26 protein-coding genes are annotated in these 26,225 nt (G+C 57.8%); 22 read left to right on the top strand and 4 right to left on the bottom strand.

Translation table 11 applies throughout. From position 1 onward, the window contains the following. Nucleotides 1-52: 52 nt before the first annotated feature. From ACSSNI_RS14290 to ACSSNI_RS14310, 5 genes are all read left to right on the top strand, one after another. The gene (locus tag ACSSNI_RS14290; RefSeq protein ID WP_200638307.1) at nucleotides 53-2,503 is read left to right on the top strand and encodes a Lon protease family protein; all 2,451 of its coding nucleotides are present in this window, start codon (nucleotides 53-55) and stop codon (nucleotides 2,501-2,503) included. 170 nt (nucleotides 2,504-2,673) lie between these two features. After that, nucleotides 2,674-3,009: a PA4575 family protein gene (locus tag ACSSNI_RS14295; protein WP_102837906.1), complete on the top strand. Its 336-nt coding sequence runs from the start codon at nucleotides 2,674-2,676 to the stop codon at nucleotides 3,007-3,009. Nucleotides 3,010-3,177: 168 nt separating this feature from the next. Beyond that, nucleotides 3,178-3,666: a TIGR00645 family protein gene (locus tag ACSSNI_RS14300; RefSeq protein WP_102837905.1), complete on the top strand. Its 489-nt coding sequence runs from the start codon at nucleotides 3,178-3,180 to the stop codon at nucleotides 3,664-3,666. A gap of 95 nt (nucleotides 3,667-3,761) precedes the next feature. After that, nucleotides 3,762-4,067: a DUF6482 family protein gene (locus tag ACSSNI_RS14305; RefSeq protein WP_200638310.1), complete on the top strand. Its 306-nt coding sequence runs from the start codon at nucleotides 3,762-3,764 to the stop codon at nucleotides 4,065-4,067. A 108-nt stretch (nucleotides 4,068-4,175) separates the two neighbouring features. Then, entirely contained in the window at nucleotides 4,176-4,793 is a 618-nt protein-coding gene (locus tag ACSSNI_RS14310; RefSeq protein WP_200638312.1) for an FKBP-type peptidyl-prolyl cis-trans isomerase, read from the top strand. A gap of 11 nt (nucleotides 4,794-4,804) precedes the next feature. Here ACSSNI_RS14310 and ACSSNI_RS14315 read toward each other — a convergent pair whose 3' ends face one another. Then, nucleotides 4,805-5,032, bottom strand: coding sequence for a PA4570 family protein (locus tag ACSSNI_RS14315; RefSeq protein ID WP_200638315.1), 228 nt, complete (start codon nucleotides 5,030-5,032; stop codon nucleotides 4,805-4,807). A gap of 151 nt (nucleotides 5,033-5,183) precedes the next feature. Continuing rightward, on the bottom strand, nucleotides 5,184-6,152 hold the full coding sequence (locus ACSSNI_RS14320; protein WP_148926867.1) for a polyprenyl synthetase family protein: 969 nt from the start codon (nucleotides 6,150-6,152) through the stop codon (nucleotides 5,184-5,186). Nucleotides 6,153-6,400: 248 nt separating this feature from the next. Here ACSSNI_RS14320 and rplU point away from each other — a divergent pair, with 248 nt between their 5' ends. From rplU to ACSSNI_RS14345, 5 genes are all read left to right on the top strand, one after another. Continuing rightward, nucleotides 6,401-6,712 carry a 50S ribosomal protein L21 gene (rplU, locus tag ACSSNI_RS14325; RefSeq protein ID WP_003302133.1) on the top strand — a complete coding sequence of 104 codons (312 nt, stop codon included), beginning with the start codon at nucleotides 6,401-6,403 and terminating at the stop codon, nucleotides 6,710-6,712. A 35-nt stretch (nucleotides 6,713-6,747) separates the two neighbouring features. Then, nucleotides 6,748-7,005 carry a 50S ribosomal protein L27 gene (rpmA, locus tag ACSSNI_RS14330; RefSeq protein WP_019339713.1) on the top strand — a complete coding sequence of 86 codons (258 nt, stop codon included), beginning with the start codon at nucleotides 6,748-6,750 and terminating at the stop codon, nucleotides 7,003-7,005. Nucleotides 7,006-7,168: 163 nt separating this feature from the next. Further along, a complete protein-coding gene (cgtA, locus tag ACSSNI_RS14335; protein WP_200638317.1) occupies nucleotides 7,169-8,386 on the top strand; it encodes an Obg family GTPase CgtA in 1,218 nt (405 codons plus the stop codon). 107 nt (nucleotides 8,387-8,493) lie between these two features. Then, entirely contained in the window at nucleotides 8,494-9,612 is a 1,119-nt protein-coding gene (proB, locus tag ACSSNI_RS14340) for a glutamate 5-kinase (RefSeq protein ID WP_200638320.1), read from the top strand. Between the two features lie 9 nt (nucleotides 9,613-9,621). After that, nucleotides 9,622-10,080: a CreA family protein gene (locus ACSSNI_RS14345; protein ID WP_148926864.1), complete on the top strand. Its 459-nt coding sequence runs from the start codon at nucleotides 9,622-9,624 to the stop codon at nucleotides 10,078-10,080. Between the two features lie 91 nt (nucleotides 10,081-10,171). Here the strand turns inward: ACSSNI_RS14345 and rpsT are convergent, their stop codons facing one another. Further along, nucleotides 10,172-10,450: a 30S ribosomal protein S20 gene (gene rpsT / locus ACSSNI_RS14350; protein WP_003281567.1), complete on the bottom strand. Its 279-nt coding sequence runs from the start codon at nucleotides 10,448-10,450 to the stop codon at nucleotides 10,172-10,174. A 220-nt stretch (nucleotides 10,451-10,670) separates the two neighbouring features. Here rpsT and murJ point away from each other — a divergent pair, with 220 nt between their 5' ends. The 6 genes from murJ (at nucleotide 10,671) to ispH (ending at nucleotide 18,186) form a co-directional block, all read left to right on the top strand. After that, nucleotides 10,671-12,218, top strand: coding sequence for a murein biosynthesis integral membrane protein MurJ (gene murJ, locus ACSSNI_RS14355; protein ID WP_200638322.1), 1,548 nt, complete (start codon nucleotides 10,671-10,673; stop codon nucleotides 12,216-12,218). 84 nt (nucleotides 12,219-12,302) lie between these two features. Continuing rightward, nucleotides 12,303-13,253, top strand: coding sequence for a bifunctional riboflavin kinase/FAD synthetase (gene ribF / locus ACSSNI_RS14360; RefSeq protein ID WP_159969016.1), 951 nt, complete (start codon nucleotides 12,303-12,305; stop codon nucleotides 13,251-13,253). A 1-nt stretch (nucleotide 13,254) separates the two neighbouring features. After that, nucleotides 13,255-16,086 carry an isoleucine--tRNA ligase gene (ileS, locus tag ACSSNI_RS14365; protein WP_200638324.1) on the top strand — a complete coding sequence of 944 codons (2,832 nt, stop codon included), beginning with the start codon at nucleotides 13,255-13,257 and terminating at the stop codon, nucleotides 16,084-16,086. 57 nt (nucleotides 16,087-16,143) lie between these two features. Beyond that, nucleotides 16,144-16,647: a signal peptidase II gene (gene lspA / locus ACSSNI_RS14370; protein WP_200638326.1), complete on the top strand. Its 504-nt coding sequence runs from the start codon at nucleotides 16,144-16,146 to the stop codon at nucleotides 16,645-16,647. Continuing rightward, nucleotides 16,640-17,077 carry an FKBP-type peptidyl-prolyl cis-trans isomerase gene (gene fkpB / locus ACSSNI_RS14375; protein WP_200638328.1) on the top strand — a complete coding sequence of 146 codons (438 nt, stop codon included), beginning with the start codon at nucleotides 16,640-16,642 and terminating at the stop codon, nucleotides 17,075-17,077. The genes lspA and fkpB overlap by 8 nt, the downstream gene beginning before the upstream one ends. Before the next feature lie 164 nt (nucleotides 17,078-17,241). Beyond that, complete coding sequence (ispH, locus tag ACSSNI_RS14380) at nucleotides 17,242-18,186, top strand: 4-hydroxy-3-methylbut-2-enyl diphosphate reductase (protein ID WP_200638330.1); 945 nt, start codon at nucleotides 17,242-17,244, stop codon at nucleotides 18,184-18,186. Here ispH and ACSSNI_RS14385 read toward each other — a convergent pair whose 3' ends face one another. Next, complete coding sequence (locus tag ACSSNI_RS14385) at nucleotides 18,187-18,687, bottom strand: GspH/FimT family pseudopilin (RefSeq protein WP_200639748.1); 501 nt, start codon at nucleotides 18,685-18,687, stop codon at nucleotides 18,187-18,189. A gap of 131 nt (nucleotides 18,688-18,818) precedes the next feature. Here ACSSNI_RS14385 and ACSSNI_RS14390 point away from each other — a divergent pair, with 131 nt between their 5' ends. The 6 genes from ACSSNI_RS14390 to ACSSNI_RS14415 are packed head-to-tail and all read left to right on the top strand — an operon-like array spanning nucleotide 18,819 to nucleotide 26,213. Further along, nucleotides 18,819-19,379, top strand: coding sequence for a GspH/FimT family pseudopilin (locus ACSSNI_RS14390; RefSeq protein WP_200638332.1), 561 nt, complete (start codon nucleotides 18,819-18,821; stop codon nucleotides 19,377-19,379). Next, complete coding sequence (gene pilV / locus ACSSNI_RS14395) at nucleotides 19,376-19,792, top strand: type IV pilus modification protein PilV (RefSeq protein WP_267908321.1); 417 nt, start codon at nucleotides 19,376-19,378, stop codon at nucleotides 19,790-19,792. The genes ACSSNI_RS14390 and pilV overlap by 4 nt, the downstream gene beginning before the upstream one ends. Nucleotides 19,793-19,794: 2 nt before the next feature. After that, nucleotides 19,795-20,904 carry a PilW family protein gene (locus ACSSNI_RS14400; RefSeq protein WP_200638336.1) on the top strand — a complete coding sequence of 370 codons (1,110 nt, stop codon included), beginning with the start codon at nucleotides 19,795-19,797 and terminating at the stop codon, nucleotides 20,902-20,904. Nucleotides 20,905-20,914: 10 nt separating this feature from the next. Continuing rightward, on the top strand, nucleotides 20,915-21,421 hold the full coding sequence (locus ACSSNI_RS14405; RefSeq protein WP_148926854.1) for a pilus assembly PilX family protein: 507 nt from the start codon (nucleotides 20,915-20,917) through the stop codon (nucleotides 21,419-21,421). Between the two features lie 14 nt (nucleotides 21,422-21,435). Continuing rightward, nucleotides 21,436-25,770 carry a pilus assembly protein gene (locus ACSSNI_RS14410; protein ID WP_200638338.1) on the top strand — a complete coding sequence of 1,445 codons (4,335 nt, stop codon included), beginning with the start codon at nucleotides 21,436-21,438 and terminating at the stop codon, nucleotides 25,768-25,770. Beyond that, nucleotides 25,770-26,213: a type IV pilin protein gene (locus ACSSNI_RS14415; protein ID WP_148927009.1), complete on the top strand. Its 444-nt coding sequence runs from the start codon at nucleotides 25,770-25,772 to the stop codon at nucleotides 26,211-26,213. The genes ACSSNI_RS14410 and ACSSNI_RS14415 overlap by 1 nt, the downstream gene beginning before the upstream one ends. Nucleotides 26,214-26,225 lie beyond the last annotated feature (12 nt).

A 26,225-nucleotide genomic window follows, 5' to 3' on the forward strand; every position in this document is an offset into this window, starting at 1 on the left:
CAGAATGGCAGCATCAATCGTGGCCACAAGGCCATTCCTGCAAGGATTTCCAATGCCCGAAACCGTCGCTGCCGGCTTGCGCCTGGCGCCTGATGCGCTGACCCGTCCCTTTGAACCCAGCCAGTTCGCCTTCAAGACCACCGATGAGCTGGAGCCTTTTCTTGGCGTGCTCGGACAGGAGCGGGCCGTCGAGGCGTTGCAGTTCGGGGTGGCGATGCCGCGCCCTGGCTACAACGTCTATGTGATGGGTGAGCCGGGGACCGGGCGCTTCTCGTTCGTGCGCCGCTACCTCAAGGCTGAAGGCAAGCGACTGGATACGCCGTCGGACTGGCTCTATGTGAACAACTTCGACGAGCCTCGTGAGCCGCGTGTGGTTGAGCTTCCGCAAGGCGGTGCGGGTGAGTTCATTGCCGATATTGGGCAGCTGATCGACAACCTGATGGCCACGTTCCCGGCTGTGTTCGAGCACCCGAGCTTCCAGCAGAAGAAGAGCGCCATCGACCGCGCCTTCAACCAGCGCTACGACAAGGCGCTGGATGTCATCGAAAAGCTGGCCCTCGAAAAAGAAATCGCGCTATATCGAGACAGCAGCAACATCGCCTTCACGCCCATGAAGGACGGCAAGTCGATGGACGAGGCGGAATTTGCCCAGTTGCCGGAAGCGGAGCGCGAGCGTTACCACGAAGACATCTCCGCACTCGAAGTGAACCTGAACGAGGGGCTTGCCAGCCTGCCGCAATGGAAGCGCGAGTCCAGCAACCAGCTGCGTCAGCTCAATGATGAAACCATCAGCCAGGCGTTGCAGCCGCTGCTGACGCCGCTGTCAGAGAAGTATGGCGAAAACGCCGGCATTGAGGCTTATCTGCAGGCCGTGCAGGTCAATCTGCTGAAGACGGTGGTAGAGCAACTGGTCGACGAAAACCGTCCGGATGCGCAGACCCGTCAGCTTCTCGAAGAGCAATACAGCCCGAGTCTGGTCGTCGGCCATCCGCTTGATGGCGGCGCACCAGTGGTGTTCGAGCCGCACCCGACCTACGACAACCTGTTTGGTCGCATCGAGTACAGCACGGATCAGGGCGCGCTCTACACCAGCTACCGCCAGCTGCGACCCGGCGCGCTGCACCGTGCCAATGGTGGCTTCCTGATGCTCGAAGCGGAAAAGATGCTCAGCGAACCCTTTGTCTGGGAAGCCCTGAAGCGTGCCTTGCAGTCGCGAAAGCTGAAGATGGAGTCGCCGCTGGCCGAGTTGGGGCGACTGGCTACGGTGACATTGAATCCAGAAGTGATCCCGCTCAACGTTAAAGTGGTGATCATCGGTTCACGCCAGCTCTACTACACCCTGCAGGATCTGGATCCAGATTTTCAGGAGATGTTTCGCGTGCTGGTGGATTTTGACGAAGAAATCCCGCTGGCCGAGGACAGCCTCGAGCAATTCGCGCAGTTGATGAAGACCCGCACCTCCGAAGAGGGCATGGCGCCGCTAACAGCCGCCGCAGTCGCAAGGCTGGCGACTTACAGCGCTCGACTGGCCGAGCATCAGGGGCGCTTGTCGGCCCGAATTGGTGATCTGTTCCAGCTGGTCAGTGAGGCGGATTTCATCCGTCAGTTGGCCAAGGATGAGGTGACCGACGTCGGCCATATCGAACGTGCGTTGAAGGCCAAGGCCACTCGTACCGGGCGTGTTTCGGCGCGGATTCTCGAAGACATCCTCGCCGGCGTGATCCTGATCGACAGCGAGGGGGCGGCCATTGGCAAGTGCAATGGCCTGACCGTGTTGGAGGTGGGTGACTCGGCGTTCGGCATGCCGGCGCGTATCTCCGCCACTGTCTATCCGGGCGGCTCGGGAATCGTCGATATCGAGCGCGAGGTCAATCTCGGTCAGCCGATTCACTCGAAGGGCGTGATGATCCTCACCGGCTTTCTCGGCAGCCGCTATGCCCAGGAGTTTCCGCTGGAGATCTCCGCCAGCATCGCGCTTGAGCAGTCTTATGGTTATGTCGACGGCGACAGTGCGTCATTGGGCGAATGCTGTGCGCTGATTTCGGCTATTTCGCGCACGCCGCTAAAGCAATGCTTTGCTATTACCGGCTCGATCAACCAGTTCGGCGAGGTGCAGGCGGTCGGTGGTGTGAACGAAAAGATCGAGGGCTTCTTCCGCTTGTGCGAAGCACGCGGTTTGACCGGAGACCAGGGTGCGATCATTCCTTTCGCCAACGTTACGACGCTGATGCTCGACGAGCGCGTGCTGGAAGCCGTGCGCCAGGAGCGTTTTCATATCTACGCGGTGCGTCATGTCGATGAAGCGCTTTCGCTGTTGGTGGGTGAGCCGGTAGGCGCGGCGGACAAGGACGGGCAGTTCCCCAAGGGCAGCGTCAATGCGCGGGTCGTGGAGCGTTTGCGCGACATCGCCGAGATCGAACTGGAAGACGATCATCGAAGCGATGCAGCGTCCCCCGAGGAGGTCCTGGCCGCAGCCCAGGTAAAAGGGGCCGAGCAAGGCTAATCGGTTCAAACGCAGAGTAGTGGACGGAACGATACGGCACGCGGCGGGTCTGCAATGGAAGGGAGTTTCCACTCTCTATCCACATGGTTATCCACAGCATCTGTGGATAACGGATTTGCGGCCCTATCCTCCCAGATGAGGGCGCGCAACCGAGCGCGAGGATCGCCGTCATGTCGCAAACACTCTGTTTGAACCGCGAGTGCCTGGGTCTGGTGACCCGTATCGAATGCATCATCCGGCCCCTGTCCGGAGGCAATGGTTTGTGGACGTTGCTGTGTGCGGCTGGAATCGATGCTGGGCAGCCTACTGCAATCAAAGCGCAAGGCCCATTTCGCGGGCCTCGCGAGGCCGAATCGGTACTGAAGGCGATTGCCGAGAATCTCTATGGGCAAGGCTATGCGGAATCGGAATCGCCCTCGATCTGGCAACTGCACATGCAGGCAGAGTTACGCAAGGTCAACGCCAACCAGTCGCGCTATCTGAGCGGATGGGGCGCTAAATCCTGAGCGCCCACCCGGCCATGGGATGCCAGCGCGGTCCCGGTTATTGGGGCTGGCTAAGGTCTTGGTAAATTCTTATCCACAGCAGAAACATGCCGCTATAGCACCGTCTTGAAGACTCCGCCGCGCTGCGTATACTCGCTTGCCGAACCCCGCCCCGCGCAGTGAGAACAGATGGAACGCTTGATCGAAAACACCATGTACGCCGCCCGTTGGTTGTTGGCGCCTATTTACTTTGGTCTTGCCTTTGCCCTGCTGGCCCTGGCGATTAAATTCTTTCAGGAAATCTGGCACATCCTTCCTGCCGTGCTTTCTCTGAGTGAAGGCGATCTGATCCTCAAGCTACTCTCGCTGATCGATATGGCGCTGGTTGGCGGTTTGCTGGTGATGGTGATGCTTTCTGGCTACGAGAACTTCGTTTCGCAGCTGGACGTGGACGAGGGCAAGGAAAAGCTCGATTGGCTCGGAAAGATGGATTCCGGCTCGTTGAAGATGAAGGTCGCTGCTTCAATTGTGGCAATCTCGTCGATTCACCTGTTGCGCATGTTCATGGACGCGCAGCAGCTCGAGAGCGATCAATTGATGTGGTACGTCATTATCCATCTCACGTTCGTCTTTTCAGCTTTCGCCATGGGGTATCTGGATAAGCTCACCAAGCACTGATGGTTTTTTTCGCGCAGAAGTCGTGAAAGGTTGATTGGTTGTGATTGGCCCCCTTGATATTGTACAAAGGTAGAATTTTGTACAGGGTGGTGCGCATGAATCTGCAGGCATTGCTGGAAGGCGCGCAAGCGCATGATGTCGAGGCGCTGGATCTGGTGTCTCTTGAGGGCGGCTTCTACTTGTTGAATGTCCACGCCCACGGCAAGTCACATGTGCTATGTGATGAGCAGGCCAAAGTGATTCATCTGCGATCCGTGGAGCATGCGCGTGATCTCCTCAGTGAGATGCCCACGGTCCCTTTCTTTCTGGTTCACAGTTCTGCGTACGATGAAATGTGCGGCTTGGCCGAGGGTGTTCGAGAGCCGCTGCGGGTGCCGATCAGCCTGCGTTCTGCCTGGTGAGCATTCCGTTCACCTAGCGCCTCTATGCTGTTCTATAGAACAGTCTAGGGTGGGCGATGTTAGTCGCTGTGCTAGGCTGTGCGGCCTTTTTTCCGGCGGAGCCGATGCATGACTGACCTGAATCTATCAACCGACGAAACGCGCGTGAGCTACGGTATCGGCCGTCAACTGGGTGATCAGCTGCGCGAGAACCCGCCGCCGGGGATCAGCCTGGATGCAGTGATCGCAGGTATTCGAGACGCCTTTTCGGGTTCAGCCAGCCAGGTTGCTCCGGAAGCACTCAACGCCAGCTTTGCCGTCATTCGTGAGCGCATGCAAGCCGAGGCTCAGCAAAAGGCCGAAGCCGCTGCCGGTGAAGGCAAAGCGTTTCTGGCAAAAAACGGCCAGCGTGACGGAGTGACTACGCTTCCGTCAGGCCTGCAATACGAAGTGCTAACCGCCGGCGAGGGCAACAAGCCCAGCGCTGAGGATCAAGTGCGTACCCATTACCACGGCACACTGATTGACGGCACGGTATTCGACAGCTCCTACCAGCGTGGCCAGCCGGCCGAGTTTCCGGTGGGTGGCGTGATCGCCGGCTGGACCGAAGCGCTGCAACTTATGGGCGTGGGCAGCAAATGGCGCCTTTATGTGCCAAGCGAGCTCGCCTATGGCGCGCAAGGCGTTGGCAGTATCCCGCCACACAGCGTACTGGTGTTCGATGTCGAGTTGCTGGCTGTTCTTTAAAGCCGCTGCCGCTACGGGCGCAATGCCCTGGCATAGGAGAACAGGAACAGATTTCGCACCTGTTCCTTGAGCACGCAGGGTTCGCTGGTGCTCAGTTCCTGCAGATCCAAGTCGCCCTGGTCGCGAAGCTCGTCCAGGGCGTCTCCCTCTAAGGTAATGCACACAGCACCGGTGGTGCGGTCGAGTATCCGCAGGTAAGGTTGCGGGCGGTCCAGCCAGGCATCGATCAGATAAGTCATGCGCACCTCCAATTAGTCTCTGTTAATGAGAATAATTGTTATTTGCAGATATGCAAGCGCAAAGAATCTCTGAGGCATTTGTTGATGCGCAGAGTAGGGTGTTTAGGGAGGGGTGAAGGGCGCTCAGTTCGCACCCTTCACTGTTCTGTGCTCAGTGGGTGCGAGCGACTGCGAAACGGCTCAGCTCGACCAGGGCATCACGATAACTGTTGGCAGGGATCAGCTCGAGGCAGGCTATGGCGCGATCAGCATAGTCACGAGCCAGGCGGGCCGTATAATCCAGTGCGCCGGCTGCTTCTACCGCACGGCGAATGCTTTCCAGATCCTCGATGCCGCCTTTCTGAATGGCCTGGCGCACCAGGGCGGCCTGTTCCGGCGTGCCTTCGCGCATCGTGTAGATCAGTGGCAATGTTGGCTTGCCCTCGGCAAGATCGTCGCCGACATTCTTGCCCAGCGCTTCGGCATCGCCCTGATAGTCGAGCAGGTCATCGACCAGTTGGAATGCAATGCCGAGGTAGTCGCCGAAGCTGCGCAGTGCCTCGCGCTGCTCTTCGCTGGCACCCGCCAGAGTGGCCGCGCTGTGCGTGGAGGCTTCGAAAAGCATGGCGGTCTTGCCGCGGATGACCTCCATGTAAATTTCTTCGGTGGTGCTGGCGTCGCGCACCTTCGACAGTTGCAGCACTTCGCCTTCGGCGATGACGCGAGTAGCCTGCGAGATGATTCGCATGACTTCCATCGAGCCCAGCTCGACCATCATTTCGAAAGAACGGGCATAGAGAAAGTCACCGACCAGTACACTGGGCGCATTGCCCCACAGGGCATTGGCGGTTGAGCGACCGCGGCGCATGCCGGACATATCGACGACGTCATCATGTAGCAGCGTCGAGGTATGCAGGAATTCGATGATCGCTGCCAGCAGGCGCAGCTGCTCACCCTTGAGTCCCAGCGCATTGCCGCTGAGCAGGACCAGCAGAGGACGCAGGCGCTTGCCGCCGGCCGAGGTGATGTAATCCCCGATCTTTTCCACCAGCGGTACGCGCGACGTCAACTGGTTGCGGATGATGCCGTCAACAGCGGCGAAATCTTCAGCCACTACTTGGTAAAAGGCCTGGGGTTGCATCGGGGACGAGTACTCCTCGGAGATTGCGCGGCATGCTATGGGGCGGGTCAGGCAGTGTCAAGGCAAGGTCCGGCGGCTATTGCGCAGGCTCAGGTGGATGCGTACAATCGCGGACCCTGAACTTTCCCCCTGGGCATTTCCCTGCCTTACGCAATTGCAAGGGCGTCCTATCCGGCCCCGAGCAGCCATGCCAGCCTCCAACTATTTCACTTAAGCGCTGGGTGAGCAGGATCAACGGAGATACACAGATGTACGCAGTTATCGTTACCGGCGGCAAGCAATACAAGGTCGCCGAAGGCGAATACCTCAAGATTGAAAAACTCGAAGTTGCCACTGGCGAAGCCGTCACTTTTGACCGCGTTCTGCTAATTGGCAACGGCGATGATGTAAAGATCGGCGCTCCGGTGGTCGATGGTGCCAAGGTCACTGCTGAAGTGATCGCTCAGGGCCGTCATGACAAGGTCACTATCATCAAATTCCGCCGTCGTAAGCATCACATGAAGCGTCAGGGCCACCGTCAGTGGTTCACTGAGGTCAAAATCACCGGCATTCAGGGCTAATCGGGCCTGAATCCCCTTATAGGAGTATTGAACTCATGGCACACAAAAAAGCTGGCGGTTCTACCCGCAACGGTCGCGACTCAGAAGCCAAGCGTCTTGGCGTGAAGATGTATGGCGGCCAGGTCATCAAGGCCGGTAACATCATCGTGCGTCAGCGCGGCACCCAGTTCCATGCCGGTTACGGCGTTGGTATGGGCAAGGATCACACCTTGTTCGCCAAGGTGGAAGGCGTGATCAAATTCGAAGTGAAGGGCCAGTTTGGTCGTCGCTACGTGAGCGTCGTCGCGGCCTAATCGCGGCGTTGCTGGAAAAGCCCTGTCATGCGACGGGGCTTTTTTGTTTCTGTATCCTCTGTAGGGCTCTTGCAAAACGCTGCTGTGCTCTAATTATCGCTGGGTTTTGCAAGACCCTTATGTTCCTGTTTTCTAGCCCGTCCTGGCGGCGGGAGGCGTTCCCATGAAATTCGTCGATGAAGTATCGATTTTTGTAAAGGCTGGCGACGGCGGTAACGGCATGATGAGCTTCCGTCGCGAGAAGTTCATCGAAAAAGGCGGCCCCAACGGGGGTGACGGCGGTGACGGTGGCTCCGTTTATCTGCAGGCTGACGAGAACCTTAATACCCTTGTCGACTACCGCTATACCCGTCGCTTCAATGCGCCGAATGGCCAGAAAGGCGGCAGTACCGAATGTACCGGCGCCAAGGGCGACGACCTTGTCTTGCCGGTGCCGGTTGGGACTACGGTAATTGATGCGGCTACTCAGGACGTCATTGGCGACCTGACGAAGGCCGGTCAGCGCCTGCTGGTCGCTCAGGGTGGCTGGCACGGGCTGGGTAACACCCGCTTCAAGTCCAGCACCAATCGTGCTCCTCGCCAGACCACGCCAGGCAAGCCAGGTGATGCTCGCGACCTGAAACTTGAGTTGAAGGTACTGGCGGATGTTGGGCTGCTGGGGTTGCCGAACGCTGGTAAGAGTACGTTCATTCGCTCGGTGTCGGCTGCCAAGCCTAAGGTTGCCGATTATCCATTTACCACGCTGGTGCCGAACCTTGGGGTGGTGAGCGTTGGTCGCTACAAGAGCTTCGTGGTGGCTGACATTCCGGGTCTGATTGAGGGCGCTTCGGAAGGCGCAGGGCTGGGCATTCGGTTCCTCAAGCACCTTGCGCGGACGCGGCTGTTGCTGCATCTGGTGGACATGGCGCCGCTGGATGAAAGTGATCCGGCCGATGCGGCTGAGGTTATCGTCAGCGAGTTGGAGAAGTTCAGTCCGGCGCTGGCGCAACGTGACCGTTGGCTGGTGTTGAACAAGGCTGATCAGCTGCTCGAAGAGGACCGCGACGAACGTGTTCAGCAGGTGGTCGAGCGCCTTGAGTGGGACGGTCCTGTCTTCGTCATCTCTGCCCTTGAGCGCGAGGGTACCGAGGCGTTGAGTCAGGCCATCATGCGTTACCTGGATGAGCGCTTGGTGCGTATCGCCGAGGAGCCAGCATACGCGGAGGCGCTTGCTGAGCTGGATCAGCAGATCGAGGACGAGGCGCGTGCTCGCCTTCAGGAGCTGGATGATCAGCGCGCCTTGCGTCGTGCGGGTGTGAAATCTGTCGATGAGGTCGATGAAGACGACTTCGATGATGATGACGACGATGAAGGTGGTGCTGAGATCTTCTACGTGCGTTGATGGCGCATGTTTGCATCGTTGCGAGCGTCACTAGCGAATGGTTGCGGGCTGGCTCGTCTGTCGCCCGCCGAGTGGTTTGGCCAGGTACCGATTGGAAGGCAGGATCGATGCGGGACAAGGTGAGCGGTGCGCGGCGCTGGGTGGTGAAGATCGGCAGCGCCTTGCTGACGGCTGATGGTCGCGGCCTGGATCAGGCGGCTATGGCTGTCTGGGTTGATCAAATGGTCGCGCTGCGCAAGGCGGGTGTCGAGTTAGTGTTGGTTTCCTCTGGCGCTGTCGCTGCCGGTATGAGTCGTCTCGGTTGGGCTGCCAGGCCAAAGGCCGTCCATGAGCTGCAGGCTGCGGCAGCCGTTGGGCAGATGGGGTTGATCCGGGCCTGGGAAGCCAGTTTTGCGCGTTGTGAACAACAAACTGCGCAGGTTCTCGTGACCCATGATGATCTCTCGGACCGTAAGCGCTATCTCAATGCTCGCAGTACGCTTCGTACGCTGATCGATCTGGGTGTGGTGCCGGTTATCAATGAAAACGATACGGTTGTCACTGACGAGATCCGCTTCGGCGACAACGACACGCTCGCTGCGTTGGTGGCGAACCTGGTCGAAGCGGATCTCCTGGTGATCCTTACTGACCGCGACGGCATGTTCGATGCTGATCCGCGCAATAATCCAGATGCCAGCTTGATCAGTGAAGCGCGCGCCGATGACCCTGCGCTGGACGCAGTGGCGGGTGCTACGGGTGGCGCGCTCGGGCGGGGCGGCATGCAGACAAAGCTGCGCGCGGCGCGTTTGGCTGCGCGCTCTGGTGCCTATACCGTCATCATTGGTGGTCGAATCGAGCAGGTGCTGGCGCGACTGAAGGCGGGTGAGTCGCTCGGTACACTGTTGGCGCCGGAATGTAATCGTCATGCGGCGCGAAAGCAGTGGCTGGCGGGGCATCTGCAGATGCGTGGTACGGTCGTCCTTGATGACGGTGCTGTGCATGCGCTGAAGCAGGGTAATCGCAGCTTGTTGCCGGTCGGGGTCAGGGCGGCGCAGGGTGGTTTCCGTCGTGGTGAGATGGTCGTGTGTGTCGGTCTGGACGGTCGTGAGGTTGCGCGCGGTCTGGCCAACTACAGTGTGGCTGAAACGCAGCGAATCCTTGGGCGTCCGTCGGATGAAATCGAAAAGCTGCTCGGTTATGTCGATGAGCCCGAGCTGATTCACCGCGACAATATGATCTTGGTCTGAGGTGGTTCGATGCGCCTGGCAAAAGCGTTAGTGGTTTTGTTGGTGTGGCCAGTGGTTGGTATGGCGCGCGAAGTGGGCGAGGTCGACACGGTCTTTAAATGGCTGGGGCCGAACCACAAGATTGTGGTTGAGGCGTTTGATGACCCGAAGGTTGAGGGTGTGACCTGCTATCTATCGCGTGCAAAGACTGGCGGCATAAAGGGCGGGCTCGGGTTGGCTGAGGATCGCGCCGAGGCGTCAATCGCCTGCAGACAGGTAGGGCCCATCCGCATGAGCGAGAAGCTCAAAGATGGCGAAGTGGTCTTCAAGGAGCGAACGTCTCTGGTGTTCAAGACAATGCAGGTGGTCCGCTTTTTCGATGAGGCTCGCAATACGCTGGTCTATCTGGTGTACAGCGATCGGGTTATCGAAGGAAGCCCGCAGAACGCGGTGACTGCGATTCCAATACTGCCTTGGGCTCAGCCGTAAGCGGTATGTGGTTCAGTTGGTTGTTGTGATGGCTGAATCGCAGGCATAAAAAAACCGGCTCAAGGCCGGTTTTTTCACAAGAGCGTACAGCTTAGGCTGCAGCAGCTTCGCCGAGGGCCTTGATGTGGCCGTTCAGGCGGCTTTTATGCCGAGCTGCTTTGTTCTTGTGGATGATGCCCTTGTCGGCCATACGGTCGATTACAGGCACGGCTGCAGTATAAGCAGTACGAGCTTTATCCAGATCTTTTGCATCAATGGCTTTGACCACATTCTTGATGTAGGTACGAACCATGGAGCGCAGGCTGGCGTTGTGGCTGCGACGCTTCTCAGCCTGAATTGCGCGTTTTTTGGCGGAAGGGCTGTTGGCCACCGTCGAACTCCTCGAAAACGTGGGATTACAAAGCAAATAAGGCCGCGAATCATGCCGATGCGGCTGGCCCTTGTCAACCCCGGTTGAACTAATCGAGACACTGGCCGGACAGAAGGGGGGTCGCTAAACTCGCGCCCTCTGTTAACTGTCGAAACTGGTCATCGAGTCGATGCTCAGTGCCCTGGCCAGAACCCCTCCTGCTGCAACTCTAGGAAGACAAATGTCCGATACATCCGGCAAAGGTGGATTGCTGCGGTCCAGTGCGGTAGTCAGCGTGATGACGCTGCTATCCCGGGTGCTGGGCATGGTACGCGATATGGTGGTGGCCAGCTACTTTGGCTCTGGCGCCGCTGCTGATGCCTTCTTCATCGCTTTCAAGATTCCCAACTTTTTACGCCGTCTGTTTGCAGAAGGCGCGTTTGCGCAGGCTTTCGTTCCGGTGCTGTCGGAATACCGGACAAAACAAACTCTGACGGAGGTTAAGCTGCTGGTAGATCGCACTGCCGGCATGCTTGGGCTGATCCTGACGGGCATTACGGCGGTTGGCGTGTTGGCTTCGCCATACGTGGTCATGCTCTTTGCGCCTGGCTTTCATGACGACCCAGCCAAAATGCAGCTCGCTGGCGAGCTGCTGCGCATCACCTTCCCCTACTTGCTGCTGATTTCGCTAACGGCTTTCACCTCCGGCGTGCTCAATACTTACGGGCATTTCGCGGTGCCGGGCTTCACGCCGGTGCTGTTGAATGTCTGCATGATCAGCTCGGCTGTTTTCCTGACGCCTTACTTCGATCAACCGATCATGGCCCTGGCTTGGGGGGTATTCATCGCCGGCTTCGCCCAGCTGGCGTTTCAGCTCCCTTACGTCGCCAAGCTGGGGTTGTTGCCCAGGCCGCGGGTGAGATTCGGAGACGAGGGTGTACGGCGAATCATGCTGCTGATGGTTCCGGCCTTGTTCGGTGTGTCGGTCAGTCAGATCAATCTCTTGCTCGATACGGTTCTCGCGTCGTTTCTGCAGACCGGTAGCGTGTCCTGGCTCTATTACGCTGACCGCCTTTCGGAATTGCCGCTTGGAGCATTCGGTATCGCCATCGGTACGGTGATTTTGCCCAGCCTGTCGCGTCAGCATGCTGGGGAGGATCCCAAGGCGTTTTCCGATACCCTCAACTGGGCGCTGAGAATGGTTCTCCTGGTGGGGATTCCAGCGGCGCTTGCGCTGGGCATCCTCGCTGAGCCGCTGATTGCCAGTCTGTTTTTTTACGGTGCAATGAGCGAGGAGGCCGTAGTGCAATCCGCCAATGCGCTAGAGGCCTATTCGCTGGGCGTGCTGGCGTTCATGTTGATCAAGGTGCTGGCGCCAGGTTTCTTCGCTCGCCAGGATTTGAAGACGCCAGTGCGCGTTGCAATCATCTGCATGATCGCCAACATGGCACTGAACCTGATGCTGATCTGGCCGCTCCAGCATGTCGGGCTGGCATTGGCGACCTCATTGTCGTCGATGCTCAATGCAGGCCTGCTGTTCTGGGGGCTGTACAAGACAGGCGTGTTCCGGTTTACGCCCGGATGGGGGTTGTTCCTCCTTCGGTTGGTCGGCGGCTGTGCTGCAATGGTGGCGATGGTCTGGTGGCTCAATGCGCCGTCGGTCGAATGGTTCGCTTGGGGCTGGCAGCAGCGAGCGCTGCAGTTGGGGCTGCTCGTCGGGGCGGGGTTGGGTGCTTTCGCGGCGGGCCTGGTAGTGCTTGGTTTGCGTCCTCGGCATCTCCGTCATTGATCCGTACCTTGCGCGGGTGGCAAACCTGTCCGTGACCGCAGCCTCATGCGTATAATCGACGACTTTTCAAGCAAGAAGTGCGGTATGCAGCTGGTTCGAGGTCTTCATAACCTGCGACCCCGGCATCGGGGTTGCGTCGCCACCATCGGCAATTTCGACGGGGTTCACCGGGGGCATCAAGCCATTCTGGAGCGCCTGCGCGAACGTGCTTCCGAGCTTGGCTTGCCCAGCTGCGTGGTGATTTTCGAGCCGCAGCCGCGCGAGTACTTCGCACCAGATCAGGCGCCCGCTCGCTTGACCCGCCTGCGCGAGAAATTGCAGCTGTTGAGTGAGCAGGGTGTCGATTTGGTGCTGTGCCTGGCGTTCAACCGTCGTTTGCGGGAGTTGAGTGCTGCAGAGTTCGTTCACGCGACGCTGGTTGATGGCCTTGGCGTGCGGCACTTGGAAGTGGGCGATGACTTCCGGTTTGGCTGCGACCGTGCCGGGGATTTCAATTTTTTGCTGAAGGCCGGTGCTGCCGAAGGCTTCACCGTCGAGGCTGCCACTACCATAGAAGTCGAGGGCGAGCGCGTCAGTAGCACGCGCTTGCGTCAGGTGCTCGCTGACGGCGACCTGGATCTGGCGCAAAAGCTGCTCGGTCGGCCGTTCAGCATTACCGGCCGAGTGATGCATGGCCAAGCGCTAGGTCGACAGTTGGGTGCGCCGACCGCCAATATCCAGCTCAAACGCAAAAATACACCGCTTAGCGGAGTGTTCATGGTGAGCACCGAGGTTGACGGTCTCGCTCAGCCGGCGGTCGCCAACATCGGCATGCGACCCTCGGTTAAAAGCGACGGCCAACCGCATCTGGAAGTGCATTTGCTCAATTATCAAGGCGACCTCTATGGGCGTCTGCTGCGCGTGACCTTTCACCGCAAACTGCGTGACGAGCAGCGCTTTGCCTCGCTTGAGGCGCTCAAGACGGCAATCGAAGCAGACATTGCTGCGGCTCGCGAATACTGGCGGGCTTCACCCTTTACCACGAGTCAGGACTGAAATGACCGATTACAAAGCGACTCTCAATCTGCCGTCCACGGCATTCCCGATGAAGGCCGGTCTGCCACAGCGCGAGCCGGAGACCCTGCAGCGCTGGAACAGTATCGACCTGTACGGGAAGCTGCGGCAGATTGGTGAAAATCGCCCGAAATTTGTCCTGCATGATGGCCCTCCGTATGCCAACGGCAGCATTCATATCGGTCATGCAGTGAACAAGGTCATCAAAGACTTCATTGTTCGTTCGAAGACACTGTCCGGTTTCGATGCCCCCTATGTGCCGGGTTGGGATTGCCATGGCCTGCCGATCGAGCACAAGGTCGAAATCACCTATGGCAAAAATCAGCCTGCCGATCTGACTCGCGAGCGCTGCCGTGCCTATGCCGCAGAGCAGATCGAGGGGCAGAAAGCCGACTTCATCCGTCTCGGCGTGTTGGGTGAATGGGATAACCCGTACCGTACGATGGATTTCGCCAACGAGGCCGGCGAAATTCGGGCGCTGGCGAAGATGGTCGAGGGTGGCTTCGTTTTCAAAGGGCTGAAGCCCGTTAACTGGTGCTTCGATTGCAGTTCGGCGCTGGCCGAGGCGGAAGTCGAATATCAAGACAAGAAGTCCGATGCTATCGACGTGGCCTTCCAGGTTGAAGACTCGGATAAGCTGGCGACGGCCTTCGGCGTCGCTGCCTTGGGCAAGCCGGCCAGCATCGTTATCTGGACCACCACGCCCTGGACCATTCCGGCTAACCAGGCGCTCAACGTTCATCCCGACTTCGTCTACGCCCTGGTCGACACTGGCGACCGGCTGCTGGTGCTCGCCGAGGAGCTGGTCGAGTCCTGCCTGCAGCGCTACGAACTGCAGGGCGAAATCATCGCCCGCTGCGAGGGTAAGGCGCTGGAGCTCATCCGCTTCCGCCATCCCTTCTACGAGCGCTTCGCCCCAGTCTACCTGGCCGATTACGTTGAAACTGGCGCTGGTACCGGCATCGTTCATTCGGCGCCCGCTTACGGCGAAGACGACTTCCGTTCCTGCAAGCACTACGGCATGGAGAACGACGACATTCTCAGCCCGGTGCAGAGCCACGGCGTATACGTAGCCGATCTGCCATTCTTCGGCGGCCAGTTCATCTGGAAGGCCAATCCGGCCATTGTCGAGAAGCTGCGTGAAGTTGGCGCGCTGCTCAAGCATGAATCCATCCAGCACAGCTACATGCATTGCTGGCGACACAAGACGCCGCTGATCTACCGCGCCACGGCGCAGTGGTTCGTTGGCATGGACAAAGTCGCTCACGACGGCAGCTCGCTGCGTCGTCGCGCGCTGGACGCTATCGAGCAGACCGAGTTCGTTCCCGCTTGGGGCCAGGCGCGGCTGCACGGCATGATCGCCGGCCGTCCGGACTGGTGCATCTCGCGTCAGCGCACCTGGGGCGTGCCGATCCCGTTCTTCCTGCACAAGGAAAGCGGCGAGCTGCATCCGCGCACCGTCGAGCTGATGGAAGTCGTCGCTCAACATGTCGAGCAGGGCGGCATCGAGGCCTGGTCGAAGCTGGATGCAGCCGAGCTGCTGGGCGATGAAGCGGCACAGTACGAGAAGATCAGTGACACGCTGGACGTCTGGTTCGATTCCGGCACCACCCATTGGCATGTGATGCGCGGTTCGCACCCGATGGGGCATGACAACGGCCCGCGCGCGGACCTGTATCTGGAAGGCTCGGACCAGCATCGCGGCTGGTTTCATTCGTCGCTGCTGACCGGCTCGGCCATTGACGGCCACGCACCCTACAAAGGGTTGCTGACCCACGGTTTCGTGGTCGATGAGAACGGCCGCAAGATGTCCAAGTCGCTGGGCAACGTCGTCGCGCCGCAGGAAGTCACTGACAGCCTGGGCGCAGACATCCTCCGTCTTTGGGTGGCCTCGACCGATTACTCCGGCGAGATGGCTGTGTCCAAGGTCATCCTGCAGCGCAGCGCAGACTCCTATCGCCGCATTCGCAACACCGCGCGTTTCCTCCTGAGCAATCTCGACGGCTTCGATCCTGCGCAGCATCAGGTTCCAGTCGATCAGATGATCGCGCTCGACCGTTGGGCCATCGACCGCGCCTTGCTGTTGCAGCGGGAAATCGAAGAGGCCTATGGCACCTACAAGTTTTGGAACGTCTATCAGAAAGTGCATAACTTCTGTGTTCAGGAGCTGGGCGGTTTCTACCTCGACATCATTAAGGACCGTCAGTACACGACCGGTGCCGACAGCCTGCCGCGCCGCTCCTGCCAGACCGCGCTGTATCACATCGCCGAGGCGCTGGTGCGTTGGATTGCGCCGATCCTGTCGTTCACGGCTGATGAAATCTGGCAGTACCTGCCGGGTGAGCGCAACGAATCGGTGATGCTCAACACTTGGTACGAGGGGCTTGCTGAGCTGCCTAGCAGCGTCGAGCTGGGTCGCGAGTTCTGGGACAAGGTCATGGCGGTCAAGGCTGCGGTGAACAAGGAGCTGGAAACCCAGCGCGCGGCCAAGACCATCGGCGGCAACCTGCAGGCTGAGGTCACCCTGTACGCTGAAGACACGCTGGTTTCCGACCTGGCGAAGCTGGGAAGCGAATTGCGCTTCGTACTGATTACGTCTGCGGTGACAGTAGCGCCGCTTGCCAAAGCGCCAGCCGAAGCAGTGCAGAGCGAACTGCCTGGCGTCAAGCTGCAGATCAGCAAAACCGGTCACGCCAAGTGCGGCCGTTGCTGGCATCATCTGCCTGACGTCGGCACGCATTCAGCTCATCCTGAGATCTGCGGTCGCTGCATTGAGAACATCGAAGGTGCAGGCGAGGTTCGCCACCATGCGTGACTGCATGCGGTATGGTTGCGCGGCTGAGACCCGGCACGCGCTTTCGAGGGTGCCGGCATGACCTCGCGCTTCGGTAAGCTCACCTGGCTGTGGCTAAGCGTGCTGGTCATTGCGCTGGATCAGGCGACCAAGCATTACTTCGAGGCCAACTTCAGCTTGTACCAGAAAGTCGAGGTCATTCCTGATTACTTCGCCTGGACGCTGGCCTACAACACGGGCGCTGCTTTCAGCTTTCTCGCCGACCATTCCGGCTGGCAGCGTTGGCTGTTCGCATTGATCGCCATCGGTGTCAGTGCCGTGCTGGTGGTCTGGATGAAACGCTTGAAGCCCGGTGAGACCTGGCTTGCGGTGGCCCTGGCACTGGTCTTAGGGGGCGCCGTCGGCAATCTCTATGATCGCGTGGTGCTCGGACACGTCGTCGATTTCATCCTGGTGCATTGGCAGAATCGCTGGTATTTCCCGGCGTTCAATATCGCGGACAGTGCAATCACAATCGGTGCCGTCATGCTAGCGTTGGATATGTTCCGTAGCAGTAAAACGGGAGAAACGGTAAATGAGTGAGCAGCGTATCGGGCCGGACATGCAGGTCAGCCTGCATTTCTCCCTTAGTCTGGAGAATGGCGAGCAAGTCGACAGCACCTTCGACAAGCAGCCGGCGACGTTCAAGGTTGGCGATGGCAATTTGCTGCCCGGTTTCGAGCAGCAGTTATTCGGCCTCAAGGCCGGTGACAAGCGCACTTTTCAGATCGCGCCCGAGCAGGGGTTCGGCCAGCACAACCCGCAGAATGTGCAAACCATGCCGCGGAGCCAGTTCGAAGGTATGGAGCTCTCCGAAGGGCTGCTGGTGATCTTCAACGATGCTGCCAAGACGGAGCTGCCAGGGGTGGTCAAGGCTTTCGATGATCGTCAGGTAACCGTGGACTTCAATCATCCATTGGCCGGCAAGGCATTGACGTTCGATGTGGAAATATTCGACGTCAAACCTGTCTGAAGGGATAGCCTCTCATGCGCACTGCTCGTGTAGGAGGCAGGGCACGCCCAGTCCCTTTGGGCGACCCGACCCATGTACGCTATCGTTAGTCCGGCCGTCACGCTGATAAAGCATCAAGCTTCACTTGATCCACAACCCACCCGCCCCGAGCGACGAGAATTCATATGCAAATCAAACTCGCCAATCCGCGTGGCTTTTGTGCCGGTGTAGACCGCGCCATCGAGATCGTTAATCGCGCGCTGGAAGTCTTCGGTCCGCCGATCTATGTGCGCCACGAAGTCGTGCATAACAAATTTGTCGTAGAGGATCTCCGCGAGCGGGGCGCTGTTTTTGTCGATGAGCTTGATCAGGTGCCAGACGGCTTCATCGTCATCTTCAGTGCGCACGGCGTATCCCAGGCTGTGCGGATGGAGGGGGAAAGGCGCGGCCTCAAGGTATTTGACGCCACCTGCCCATTGGTGACCAAGGTTCATCTGGAGGTGACCAAATATAGCCGTGAAGGGCGAGAGTGCATTCTCATCGGCCACGCTGGCCATCCCGAAGTCGAAGGCACGATGGGGCAGTACGATACCGCCAGTGGTGGCTCGATCTATCTGGTCGAAGACGAAGACGATGTCGCGAAGCTAGAGGTGCGCGACCCCGAGGCGCTGGCCTTCGTCACCCAGACCACGCTTTCCATGGATGACACCAGTCGCGTCATCGACGCGCTGCGCAGCAAGTTTCCAAGCATTGGCGGTCCGCGGAAGGATGACATTTGCTACGCGACGCAGAACCGTCAGGATGCAGTCAAGCAGCTCGCGGCCGAGTGCGATTTGGTGCTAGTAGTGGGCAGCCCGAACAGCTCGAACTCCAATCGCCTTCGTGAGCTGGCGGAGCGCATGGATACGCCGGCCCATCTGATCGACGGGGCAGAAGATCTCAAGCAGGAGTGGTTTGAGAACGTTGAGCGAGTCGGCATCACCGCCGGCGCATCAGCACCTGAAGTGCTGGTACGCGGCGTGATCGACCAGCTCAGGTTATGGGGCGCAACAGGAATGGACGAGTTGGATGGTCGGCCCGAGAACGTGACATTCTCGATGCCGAAGGAGTTGCGGCTCAGAGCGGTCTGATCAATTGGAGCACTCGACGCTTTGAAGCCCATCTACGCGAACTCGACCGCCGGCGTTGACGATGATTTTCTTGGTTCGCTTAGTGCCACAGACCAGTAAGCTCCCGGCAAGGAATGCACCGGAGGCCTGCCTGCTTCGCCCTGTGCTGCCATATCCGATGTAGCTCGACAATGTGCTATTGCCCTGAATCCTGAGCTTCGACTGCTCTGTGTGGGTGAATAACAACATCTCGCCCGCGTCCCGCGCGGCATTCTGGTTTTGGTCTTCGAAGATTTCCCAGCCATTTTCCCATTGGCCTCTGGCACGCATGACGACAAACGCATTGCGTTTGATCGCCTCGTGGCGGGTTCGGCTGATAGAAGCCAAAAGTTGTTGCGATGTGCTGTCCACCTCTGCCTGTACCAACGTATCGCGCAGTTGGGGAATTGCGATCGATAACGTGATGGACAAGACAGAAAGCGTGATCAGAAGCTCGAATAATGTGAATCCGCTGGGTTTCATCGCGTGCGTCCTTGCGTTGTTTTCCTGCTACGACCGACCATCGTCCTAGATTGGCCGCACATCCGTGCTGGACAGACTTTAGGTTCGCGCCTTCCTAAGATGCAAATCAAAATAGTGGGATGAATCCATAAATGCGACGCCATCAACAAGCTTTTACCCTGATCGAATTAATGATCACCATAGGGATACTTGCGATCGTATTGGCTGCAGCAGTTCCTGCATTGTCCCAGTCGGTCAGGAATGTCCGGCTCAGCTCGCTCATCAGTGATCTGACCACCTCTGTGACTTATGCACGTTCCGAGGCCGTCAAGCGAAGCCGTCGGGTGGTGATCTGTCGAGCAAATGCTGCGCGCGACAACTGTGACTATGGTGGGGGCAACTGGTCGGCGGGATGGCTGATTTTCGTTGACTCTGCGGCGTCCGATACGGCGACGCCTGTATACGGCGCAGCTAACTTGCTGCGCATCTCCGACGTGCCGCCGTCCGGAAGCACGATCAACGGACGTAACGGGGTAGCGGTAAGAGGATGGGTGCGCTACTCAAGCATCGGCACCCTTGCCAGAGCGTCCGCCAGCACTGATGTCTTCAGTTGGGACGTCAGTTTGGCGAATGCGGCACCCGAGCGAGCGCGCACCGTCCAGATCGGCTTGGCGGGCCGTCCCGGCATATGCAAGGGAGCTGTATGCGAATGAACTCGACGAAGCGCAACTCAGGTTTCAGCTTGATCGAAGTATTGATTGCATTGGTGATTATCTCTGTTGGTTTGATAGGGCTGGCGGCTTTGCAGGCCCGAGGGCTGCAGTACAACCAAGGCGCATACCTGCGTTCGCAGGCCAACGTCTTGGCCTACGACATGATTGACCGCATGAGGATCAATCGAGCCAGTGCTCAAGCCGGCACGTATAACCTTTCACTAGCAGCCTCCGCGCCTAGCGGAGGTACCTTGGCTGCGCAAGATCTAGCGAACTGGCTTGGGTTACTGGCTGGAAGCTTGCCAGCCGGCGACGGTGAGGTCAGTTGTGATGTCACGCTCTGCAGCGTCCGGGTGACTTGGCAGGAAGCGGATGGCGCTACGTATGAATTTAACTACCAGACACGGATTTGATTATGAAACGAGGCCAAGCAGGGCTGTCTCTGGTTGAGCTGATGATCGCAATGGTCATTGGTCTGGTATTGATGACTGGCGTGTTACAGATATTCCTAGGAAGCAAGCGCGTATATACCACTCAGGACGCGCTTTCGCGAATACAAGAAAATGGACGCCTCGCAGTCGATTTCTTAAGCCGCGACACGCGCATGGCGGGCTACGCAGGTTGTGCCAGTGGCGCTAATAGTAATCTGCATAATGGGCTTAACATTAACCCGTCGACAGCCTCCCATAAGTTATTGTTTGATTTCGAGATGCCAGTTGAAGGCCTCGATAACGTGGGCGCTATCACTGGTTGGGGTTCTACAGTCTCGCCGATTGCCGGAACAGACATCTTGTTCGTTCGTGGGGCATTCACTGGCGATGTAGGGATAAAAGCGAATAACAGCAGCGGTAATCTTAGAGCTGAAACGAACTCGCCAGTTATTGCTGGAGTGGATGGTGGACCTGATTGCACCGCCAGTGGTTCGCTTTGCCAAAACGATATCGTGATGATTTCGGACTGCGCGAAAAGTCGAGTATTCCAGGTAACAAACCTGAACGCGGATGGGGCTTCTGCTGCGTTGGTAGTGCATGCGGCTTCGGGAAGTCCTGGCAATGCGTCGCCTGCTAGTTGGGGCGGTTCATCAGCGCCGCCTGAAGAGGTCTTTGGTGTCGAGTCCGAACTTTTGCGCGTTAGCACTTTGGCTTATTTCATCGGTGAAAACCCAGCAGGCAGGCGAGCGCTCTATCAGCGTGCCGGTACCAGTGCGCCAGTGGAACTGGTCGAGGGCATCCAGGATATGCAGGTCACCTACGGATACGATACGTCCGGCGATGGTGTGCCGGAGTCTTACGTGACTGCAGGCGCCGTTTCAAACGCTGACCGCGCCACACACGTAGCGAACTGGGCGAAGGTCGCAAGTGTTCGCGTCGCGCTGCTATTGCAGAGCAACGACGACAATATCGTCGAAACGCCTCAGCAAATCACCTTCAATGGAAGCACGGTCAGCCCGTCTTCAGGTACACAGGACCGCCGTCTAAGGCAGGTCTTTGTATCCACAATCGGTATTCGCAGCCGTCTGGACTAGGACTTCAAACATGGGAAACTCAGCGAGCAACCAGCGCGGCGCTGTTCTTATAGTGGCTCTGGTTATGTTGTTACTTCTAACCATCATCGGTCTTGCCGGTATGCAGGACTCGAACTTGCAGGAGTCGATGGCCGGCAACATGCGCGATCGCAATATAGCATTTCAGGTCGCCGAGGCCGGATTGCGGGCCGGTGAAAATGAATTACGCAAAGCTACCATTACCGCGCCTGTCGCAGCGCCAGTTGCCCGTCCAGGCGACCCTTGTTTCTGGTGGTCTTGTGGGAGCGGGACTGTATTCAACTGGACTGCAAGCCCGGCGGTTACGGCGCCTCTCAACTATGGCGTGCCCAACCCGCAATATGTCATTGAACTCCTTCCTGCACTACCGGCTGCCACGACCGGCAACAGTGCCAAGTTCGGTGAGGACACCCTATCGCGCGTATATCGCGTGACCAGCCGCGCCGGTGGCGGCACAGGCGACTCTGTCGTTGTACTGCAATCGACCTTTAAGCGCTGATTCAAGGAACAAGCATGAAAAACTGGATTTCGAATTTTGCGCTCAAGGCATGCATCAGTGCGCTGCTGATGGGTTCTGTTGCAATGTCCGCAAATGCGGTAAGTCTCAGCAATGTGCCGCTGTTTCTAAACGCGCCCGTTGCGCCTATCGTTATGTTGAACATGTCGAAGGATCATCAGCTTTTTTATAAGGCTTACGATGATTATTCGGATGTGGATAAGGATGGTGTGCTCGACACCACTTACAATCACCAGATTGATTACTATGGCTATTTCGATACTCAAAAATGCTATGTATACAGCAGCGGGCGTTACGAACCGGTCAGCTTGACGACCGATAAGTACTGTAACAGCGGAACCACGACGGGGCAGTGGGCGGGAAATTTCCTCAACTGGGCCACCATGACCCGCATCGATGCAGTCCGGAAGATCCTTTACGGCGGGCTTCGCTCTACCGATTCGACAACTGAGACAGTTCTACAGCGTGCCTTGCTGCCTAACGATGCACATAGCTTCGCAAAGTATTACCGCGGAACTGACTTGCCTAAGTTGGCGGCTGTAGCCGTTTCGGATTTTTCCGACTCTAGGACGGCTGGCCTGACCATCTGCAACACTACCCTTGAGACCCAAGGGGGCTTTTCCCATAACTCGACCAGCCCGCCCCTCATGCGGGTCGTGAGAGGTAACTACTCGCTTTGGGCGGCGAATGAGCGCTGGCAGTGCAGATGGTCCGGCGAGAAGGGGAATAAAAACGGAAACGATGCGAGTCTAACTGGCATCAACGCTCATTCTGCTAGCCCGTCGAAGCCCACCTCATTTTCGAACGGCGGCGACTTTAACGTTCGGGTAAAAGTTTGTTCCAGCGCCGCAATGATTGGCGGGGAGAAGTGCAAAGCTTATAACTCGGCTACCGGCAGTTCCCTGAAGCCAATTGGCTTATTGCAGACATATGGAGACAGTAATCTAATCAAGTTCGGCCTGATGACCGGATCATACAGCAAGAACAAATCAGGCGGTGTGCTGCGCAAAAATGTGTCGAGCATGAATGATGAAATAAATGCCGAGACAGGCGTATTTCTGTCTGCGCCGTCTGCCGGGGGGATCATCAGTACGCTCAACAAACTAACCATTTATGGCTACGATTTTGGTGATGGGACCTACAACAGCGGTAGCGGTGATAACTGCAGTTGGGGAAAATCCTCCTTCAATAATGGGCAGTGCACCAATTGGGGCAATCCGCAAGCCGAGATTTTTCAGGAGTCGCTCAGCTACCTGTCTGGAGGGTCGCCTGCCTTCGCTGTGTCAGACCCAGACAAAATCAGCGGTTTGAATTCTGCCGCCTGGAGCGCTCCGATAACCAGTGAAAACTCTTGCGCGCCCCTGAATATCATTCAATTCAATGCAAGTACCACGTCTTACGATGGCGACAACCTGTCAACGTTGGGCGCGCCCACCAACAGCACCAATACAGTGGGAACCGGGGAGTCGATCAATGGCGGCAACTTCTTCATTGGGAAATCTGGCACCGCTGCCGATGGGCTGTGCACGCCGAAGACCATCGCTAACCTTGCGGACGCCTCAGGCACCTGCCCCGACGCGCCTCGTCTGGAAGGGACATACAAGATCGCCGGTCTCGCTAATTACGCCCGTACGCATGATCTGTTGCCCGCGCTTTCCGGGAACCAGAAAGTAAAGACCTACGGCGTGGCCCTGGCGCCCGCGGTACCTAAGATTGAGATCCCGCTGGAGCAAGGAAAGAAAATAAGCATTTTGCCGGCTTGTAAGAACAGCTCTATTGGTGGCAATTGCGCGATCGTCGACTTCAAAGTCGTGAGTGCTTCCAGTGCGGCTGGGAAGCTCTATGTCAACTGGGAAGACAGTGAGCAGGGCGGCGATTACGACCAAGATATGTGGGGCGTGATTGATTACGCCATTTCAGGCTCGACCATCAGTGTCACCAGCCAAGTGATGGCTCAGTCCACGGGCGACAAGATGGGTTTTGGCTACGTCATAGGCGGTACCGAGTCGGACGGGTTCCACGTGCATTCCGGTATTAATGGCTTTCCTTTCCCGGCGGACCCTAACCCGGGTGTCGGTACTGGTGCGTCGGGCACGTGCCGCAGCAGCGGAACTGAAGGGCCGTGCAACGTAGCTAGCGCCACCACTCGTACCTACGTGATTGGAAACACCTCAGCCAAATCACTCGAGCAACCGCTGTACTACGCAGCCAAATGGGGCGGCTTCGAAGACATCAACAATGATGGCAGGCCCAGCTCGGTGGAGGAGTGGGACGCAGACGGTGATGGTGTCCCTGATACCTACTTTTTTGCCAGCAACCCCGCTCAATTGGAAGCTTCTTTGGCAAAAGCCTTTGAGCAGGTTGCGGCGAGTGCGTCCTCGTCCGCATCAGTGGCTACCAATTCGACACGGCTCGATACTGAGACGCTGATCTATCAGGCTCGTTTCGACAGCAACGACTGGAGTGGTCAGCTTCTGGCTTACCGAGTGGCGGCGGGTGGGGACATCAGTGTCGTGGCGTGGGATACCAATCAGTCCGGCAAAATCCCGGCACCAGGCAGCCGCAAGATCGTGACTTGGACGGGCTCTGCCGGAGCAAATCTTGAATGGGATTCTTTGAGCAGTTCCCAGAAGGCGGGTTTGGCTGGTGCTAGCAGCCAACCCCTGACGACGGCGCAAGTGACTCTCGGGCAGCAACGACTGGCTTGGCTTAAAGGGGTCCGAGATCAGGAGCAACCTGCTGGAGACTTACGTAAACGCAAATATCTGCTAGGTGACGTCGTCAACTCCGATCCTGTGTTCGTTGGTGCGCAGGATTATGGGTATAGCCGGCTGCCTGCAGGTACGCCGGGTGCTGATTCATATGCGGCCTACGTGGCGACTAAGGCAGGCAAGGCCCCTATGCTGTTGGTCGGCGCGAACGACGGAATGCTCCATGCGTTTAATGCCACGACAGGTGTCGAGGCATTCGCCTATATGCCGAGCAAGGTCTTCGCCGACATACGGCGTATTACTGCACCTGACTATGGGATGGTGTCCAATCCGCATCGCTATTTCGTCGACGGCCAAATTTTCATTGGCGATGCCTATATTGACAATTCCTGGCGCACGGTTGCGATCGGAAGTTATGGCGCGGGTTACCGCGGCGTGTTCGCGCTGGATCTGACTAACGCAGGCACTGGGACCGGTTTCAGACCTTCCGATGTTTTGTTCGAGCTTGATGATGCCAATTGGGCGGATATAGGCAATGTCATGAGCCCCGGGGTTATCGGCCATCTGCCTGATGGCACTTGGGGTGCGGTGTTTGGAAACGGTTACAACAGTCAGAATGAACAGGCAAAACTGCTGGTGGTTAACCTGGCTTCTGCAGCGGATCGGGTTGCTATCGCGACGGCAACTAGCGCAGCAGCAAACGGCCTGTCCGGGCCTGCCTTGCTAGCCAATGCACAGCGAACGCTTATTCAGGCTTATGCAGGCGACCTCACAGGGAGCATGTGGAAATTCGCTTTCACAGGTAATAACTCGACGACTCGAGCCAATTGGGAGGTGGCTTACAAAAGTGGCAGTACGCCTGCTCCGCTCTTCAAAGCAAAAAACGCTGCCGGCCAGGCTCAACCCATCACCGCTGTACCTGAGCTTGGCTACAACCCGGACGGCAACCGGTTAATGGTTTTCTTCGGCACTGGTAGTTATTTCATGCCCAGTGATGTTGTCGTGCCGACCCCCCCCGAGACGTCCAGGATAGAAAGCTTTTACGGGCTTGTTGATGCCGGGGCTAAAATATCTCAGGCAAGCAATGATGCTCGTAGCTCATTAGTGGAGCAGACCATTTTGCTGGAGAAGGACGTTGGCTCCCTGTCCTTGCGCAAGGTTTCCAACACTACCGTTGACTACAGCAACAAATCCGGCTGGTATCTGGATTTGATAAAGCCAAACATGAGCGGAACCACTGGCCAGCAGGGCGAGCGGGTAGTTAGCGCGCCGATACTGCGTAATGGACGAATTATTTTCCCGACCGTCATCCCGTCCCAAAACGTTTGCTCGGCCGGTGGCGACAGCTGGCTAATGGAGCTTGACGCCTGGAGCGGGGGCCGTCTTGCTTATCCGGTTTTCGACGTGAATGGCGATGGCGTGATCAATGACCTTGATCTGGTCGACGGTGATCCAATGAGCGGCAAGAAGTCTAGGCAAGGCATCATTAAGACGCCCGCGATCATTTCCGCTGGCGACATTGAATACAAGTTTGCGAGTGGCACTGCGGGCGGGATTGATGTCACCGTCGAGAAGGGCGGCGCTAACGAAGGACGGCTTTCCTGGAGGCAGTTACGCTAATGGCTAGTTTCAATAAATCTATAAAGGCAGAACGTAGCGCGGGTTTCACGCTTATCGAGCTGATGATCGTTGTGGCCATCATTGGCGTTCTGGCAGCGATCGCATACCCCAATTATCGAGAGTACGTGATGAAGGGCAACAGAAGCGATGCGAAGGCGGCATTGACCCGCTCAGCTCAGGAACTGACGCGTTGCTTCACCAGTTTCAATCGATACGATCATGATGATTGTGCCGAGGCGACACTCTATGACGCGGCTTATGCGTCGGCTGAGGGGCACTATGCGCTTACCGCGGTGATCAACCCTACTACGTTTGTTCTCACGGCCACTGCGGCCGGCCCGCAGTTGGGCGATATCAGCTGTAGGACTTTCACGCTATCCAATACGGGCGCTCGTACGGCTGCGACCTCAGCGCCCGCCGACTCTACCGCGCGCTGCTGGTAACATTCCGGGCAT

It is taken from the genome of Stutzerimonas tianxiuensis (genome assembly GCF_053470365.1).

Bases quoted from the DNA above. Each gene is read 5' to 3' on its own strand.
- cgtA (WP_200638317.1), top strand. From the start codon at position 7,169: ATGAAATTCGTCGATGAAGTATCGATTTTTGTAAAGGCTGGCGACGGC.
- fkpB (WP_200638328.1), top strand. From the start codon at position 16,640: ATGAGTGAGCAGCGTATCGGGCCGGACATGCAGGTCAGCCTGCATTTC.
- rpmA (WP_019339713.1), top strand. From the start codon at position 6,748: ATGGCACACAAAAAAGCTGGCGGTTCTACCCGCAACGGTCGCGACTCA.
- pilV (WP_267908321.1), top strand. From the start codon at position 19,376: ATGAACTCGACGAAGCGCAACTCAGGTTTCAGCTTGATCGAAGTATTG.
- ACSSNI_RS14400 (WP_200638336.1), top strand. From the start codon at position 19,795: ATGAAACGAGGCCAAGCAGGGCTGTCTCTGGTTGAGCTGATGATCGCA.
- ACSSNI_RS14405 (WP_148926854.1), top strand. From the start codon at position 20,915: ATGGGAAACTCAGCGAGCAACCAGCGCGGCGCTGTTCTTATAGTGGCT.
- ileS (WP_200638324.1), top strand. From the start codon at position 13,255: ATGACCGATTACAAAGCGACTCTCAATCTGCCGTCCACGGCATTCCCG.
- ribF (WP_159969016.1), top strand. From the start codon at position 12,303: ATGCAGCTGGTTCGAGGTCTTCATAACCTGCGACCCCGGCATCGGGGT.
- murJ (WP_200638322.1), top strand. From the start codon at position 10,671: ATGTCCGATACATCCGGCAAAGGTGGATTGCTGCGGTCCAGTGCGGTA.
- ACSSNI_RS14305 (WP_200638310.1), top strand. From the start codon at position 3,762: ATGAATCTGCAGGCATTGCTGGAAGGCGCGCAAGCGCATGATGTCGAG.
- lspA (WP_200638326.1), top strand. From the start codon at position 16,144: ATGACCTCGCGCTTCGGTAAGCTCACCTGGCTGTGGCTAAGCGTGCTG.
- ACSSNI_RS14300 (WP_102837905.1), top strand. From the start codon at position 3,178: ATGGAACGCTTGATCGAAAACACCATGTACGCCGCCCGTTGGTTGTTG.
- ACSSNI_RS14345 (WP_148926864.1), top strand. From the start codon at position 9,622: ATGCGCCTGGCAAAAGCGTTAGTGGTTTTGTTGGTGTGGCCAGTGGTT.
- ACSSNI_RS14315 (WP_200638315.1), bottom strand. From the start codon at position 5,032: ATGACTTATCTGATCGATGCCTGGCTGGACCGCCCGCAACCTTACCTG.
- ACSSNI_RS14290 (WP_200638307.1), top strand. From the start codon at position 53: ATGCCCGAAACCGTCGCTGCCGGCTTGCGCCTGGCGCCTGATGCGCTG.
- ACSSNI_RS14310 (WP_200638312.1), top strand. From the start codon at position 4,176: ATGACTGACCTGAATCTATCAACCGACGAAACGCGCGTGAGCTACGGT.
- ispH (WP_200638330.1), top strand. From the start codon at position 17,242: ATGCAAATCAAACTCGCCAATCCGCGTGGCTTTTGTGCCGGTGTAGAC.
- proB (WP_200638320.1), top strand. From the start codon at position 8,494: ATGCGGGACAAGGTGAGCGGTGCGCGGCGCTGGGTGGTGAAGATCGGC.
- ACSSNI_RS14385 (WP_200639748.1), bottom strand. From the start codon at position 18,687: ATGAAACCCAGCGGATTCACATTATTCGAGCTTCTGATCACGCTTTCT.
- ACSSNI_RS14415 (WP_148927009.1), top strand. From the start codon at position 25,770: ATGGCTAGTTTCAATAAATCTATAAAGGCAGAACGTAGCGCGGGTTTC.
- ACSSNI_RS14390 (WP_200638332.1), top strand. From the start codon at position 18,819: ATGCGACGCCATCAACAAGCTTTTACCCTGATCGAATTAATGATCACC.
- ACSSNI_RS14410 (WP_200638338.1), top strand. From the start codon at position 21,436: ATGAAAAACTGGATTTCGAATTTTGCGCTCAAGGCATGCATCAGTGCG.
- ACSSNI_RS14320 (WP_148926867.1), bottom strand. From the start codon at position 6,152: ATGCAACCCCAGGCCTTTTACCAAGTAGTGGCTGAAGATTTCGCCGCT.
- rplU (WP_003302133.1), top strand. From the start codon at position 6,401: ATGTACGCAGTTATCGTTACCGGCGGCAAGCAATACAAGGTCGCCGAA.
- ACSSNI_RS14295 (WP_102837906.1), top strand. From the start codon at position 2,674: ATGTCGCAAACACTCTGTTTGAACCGCGAGTGCCTGGGTCTGGTGACC.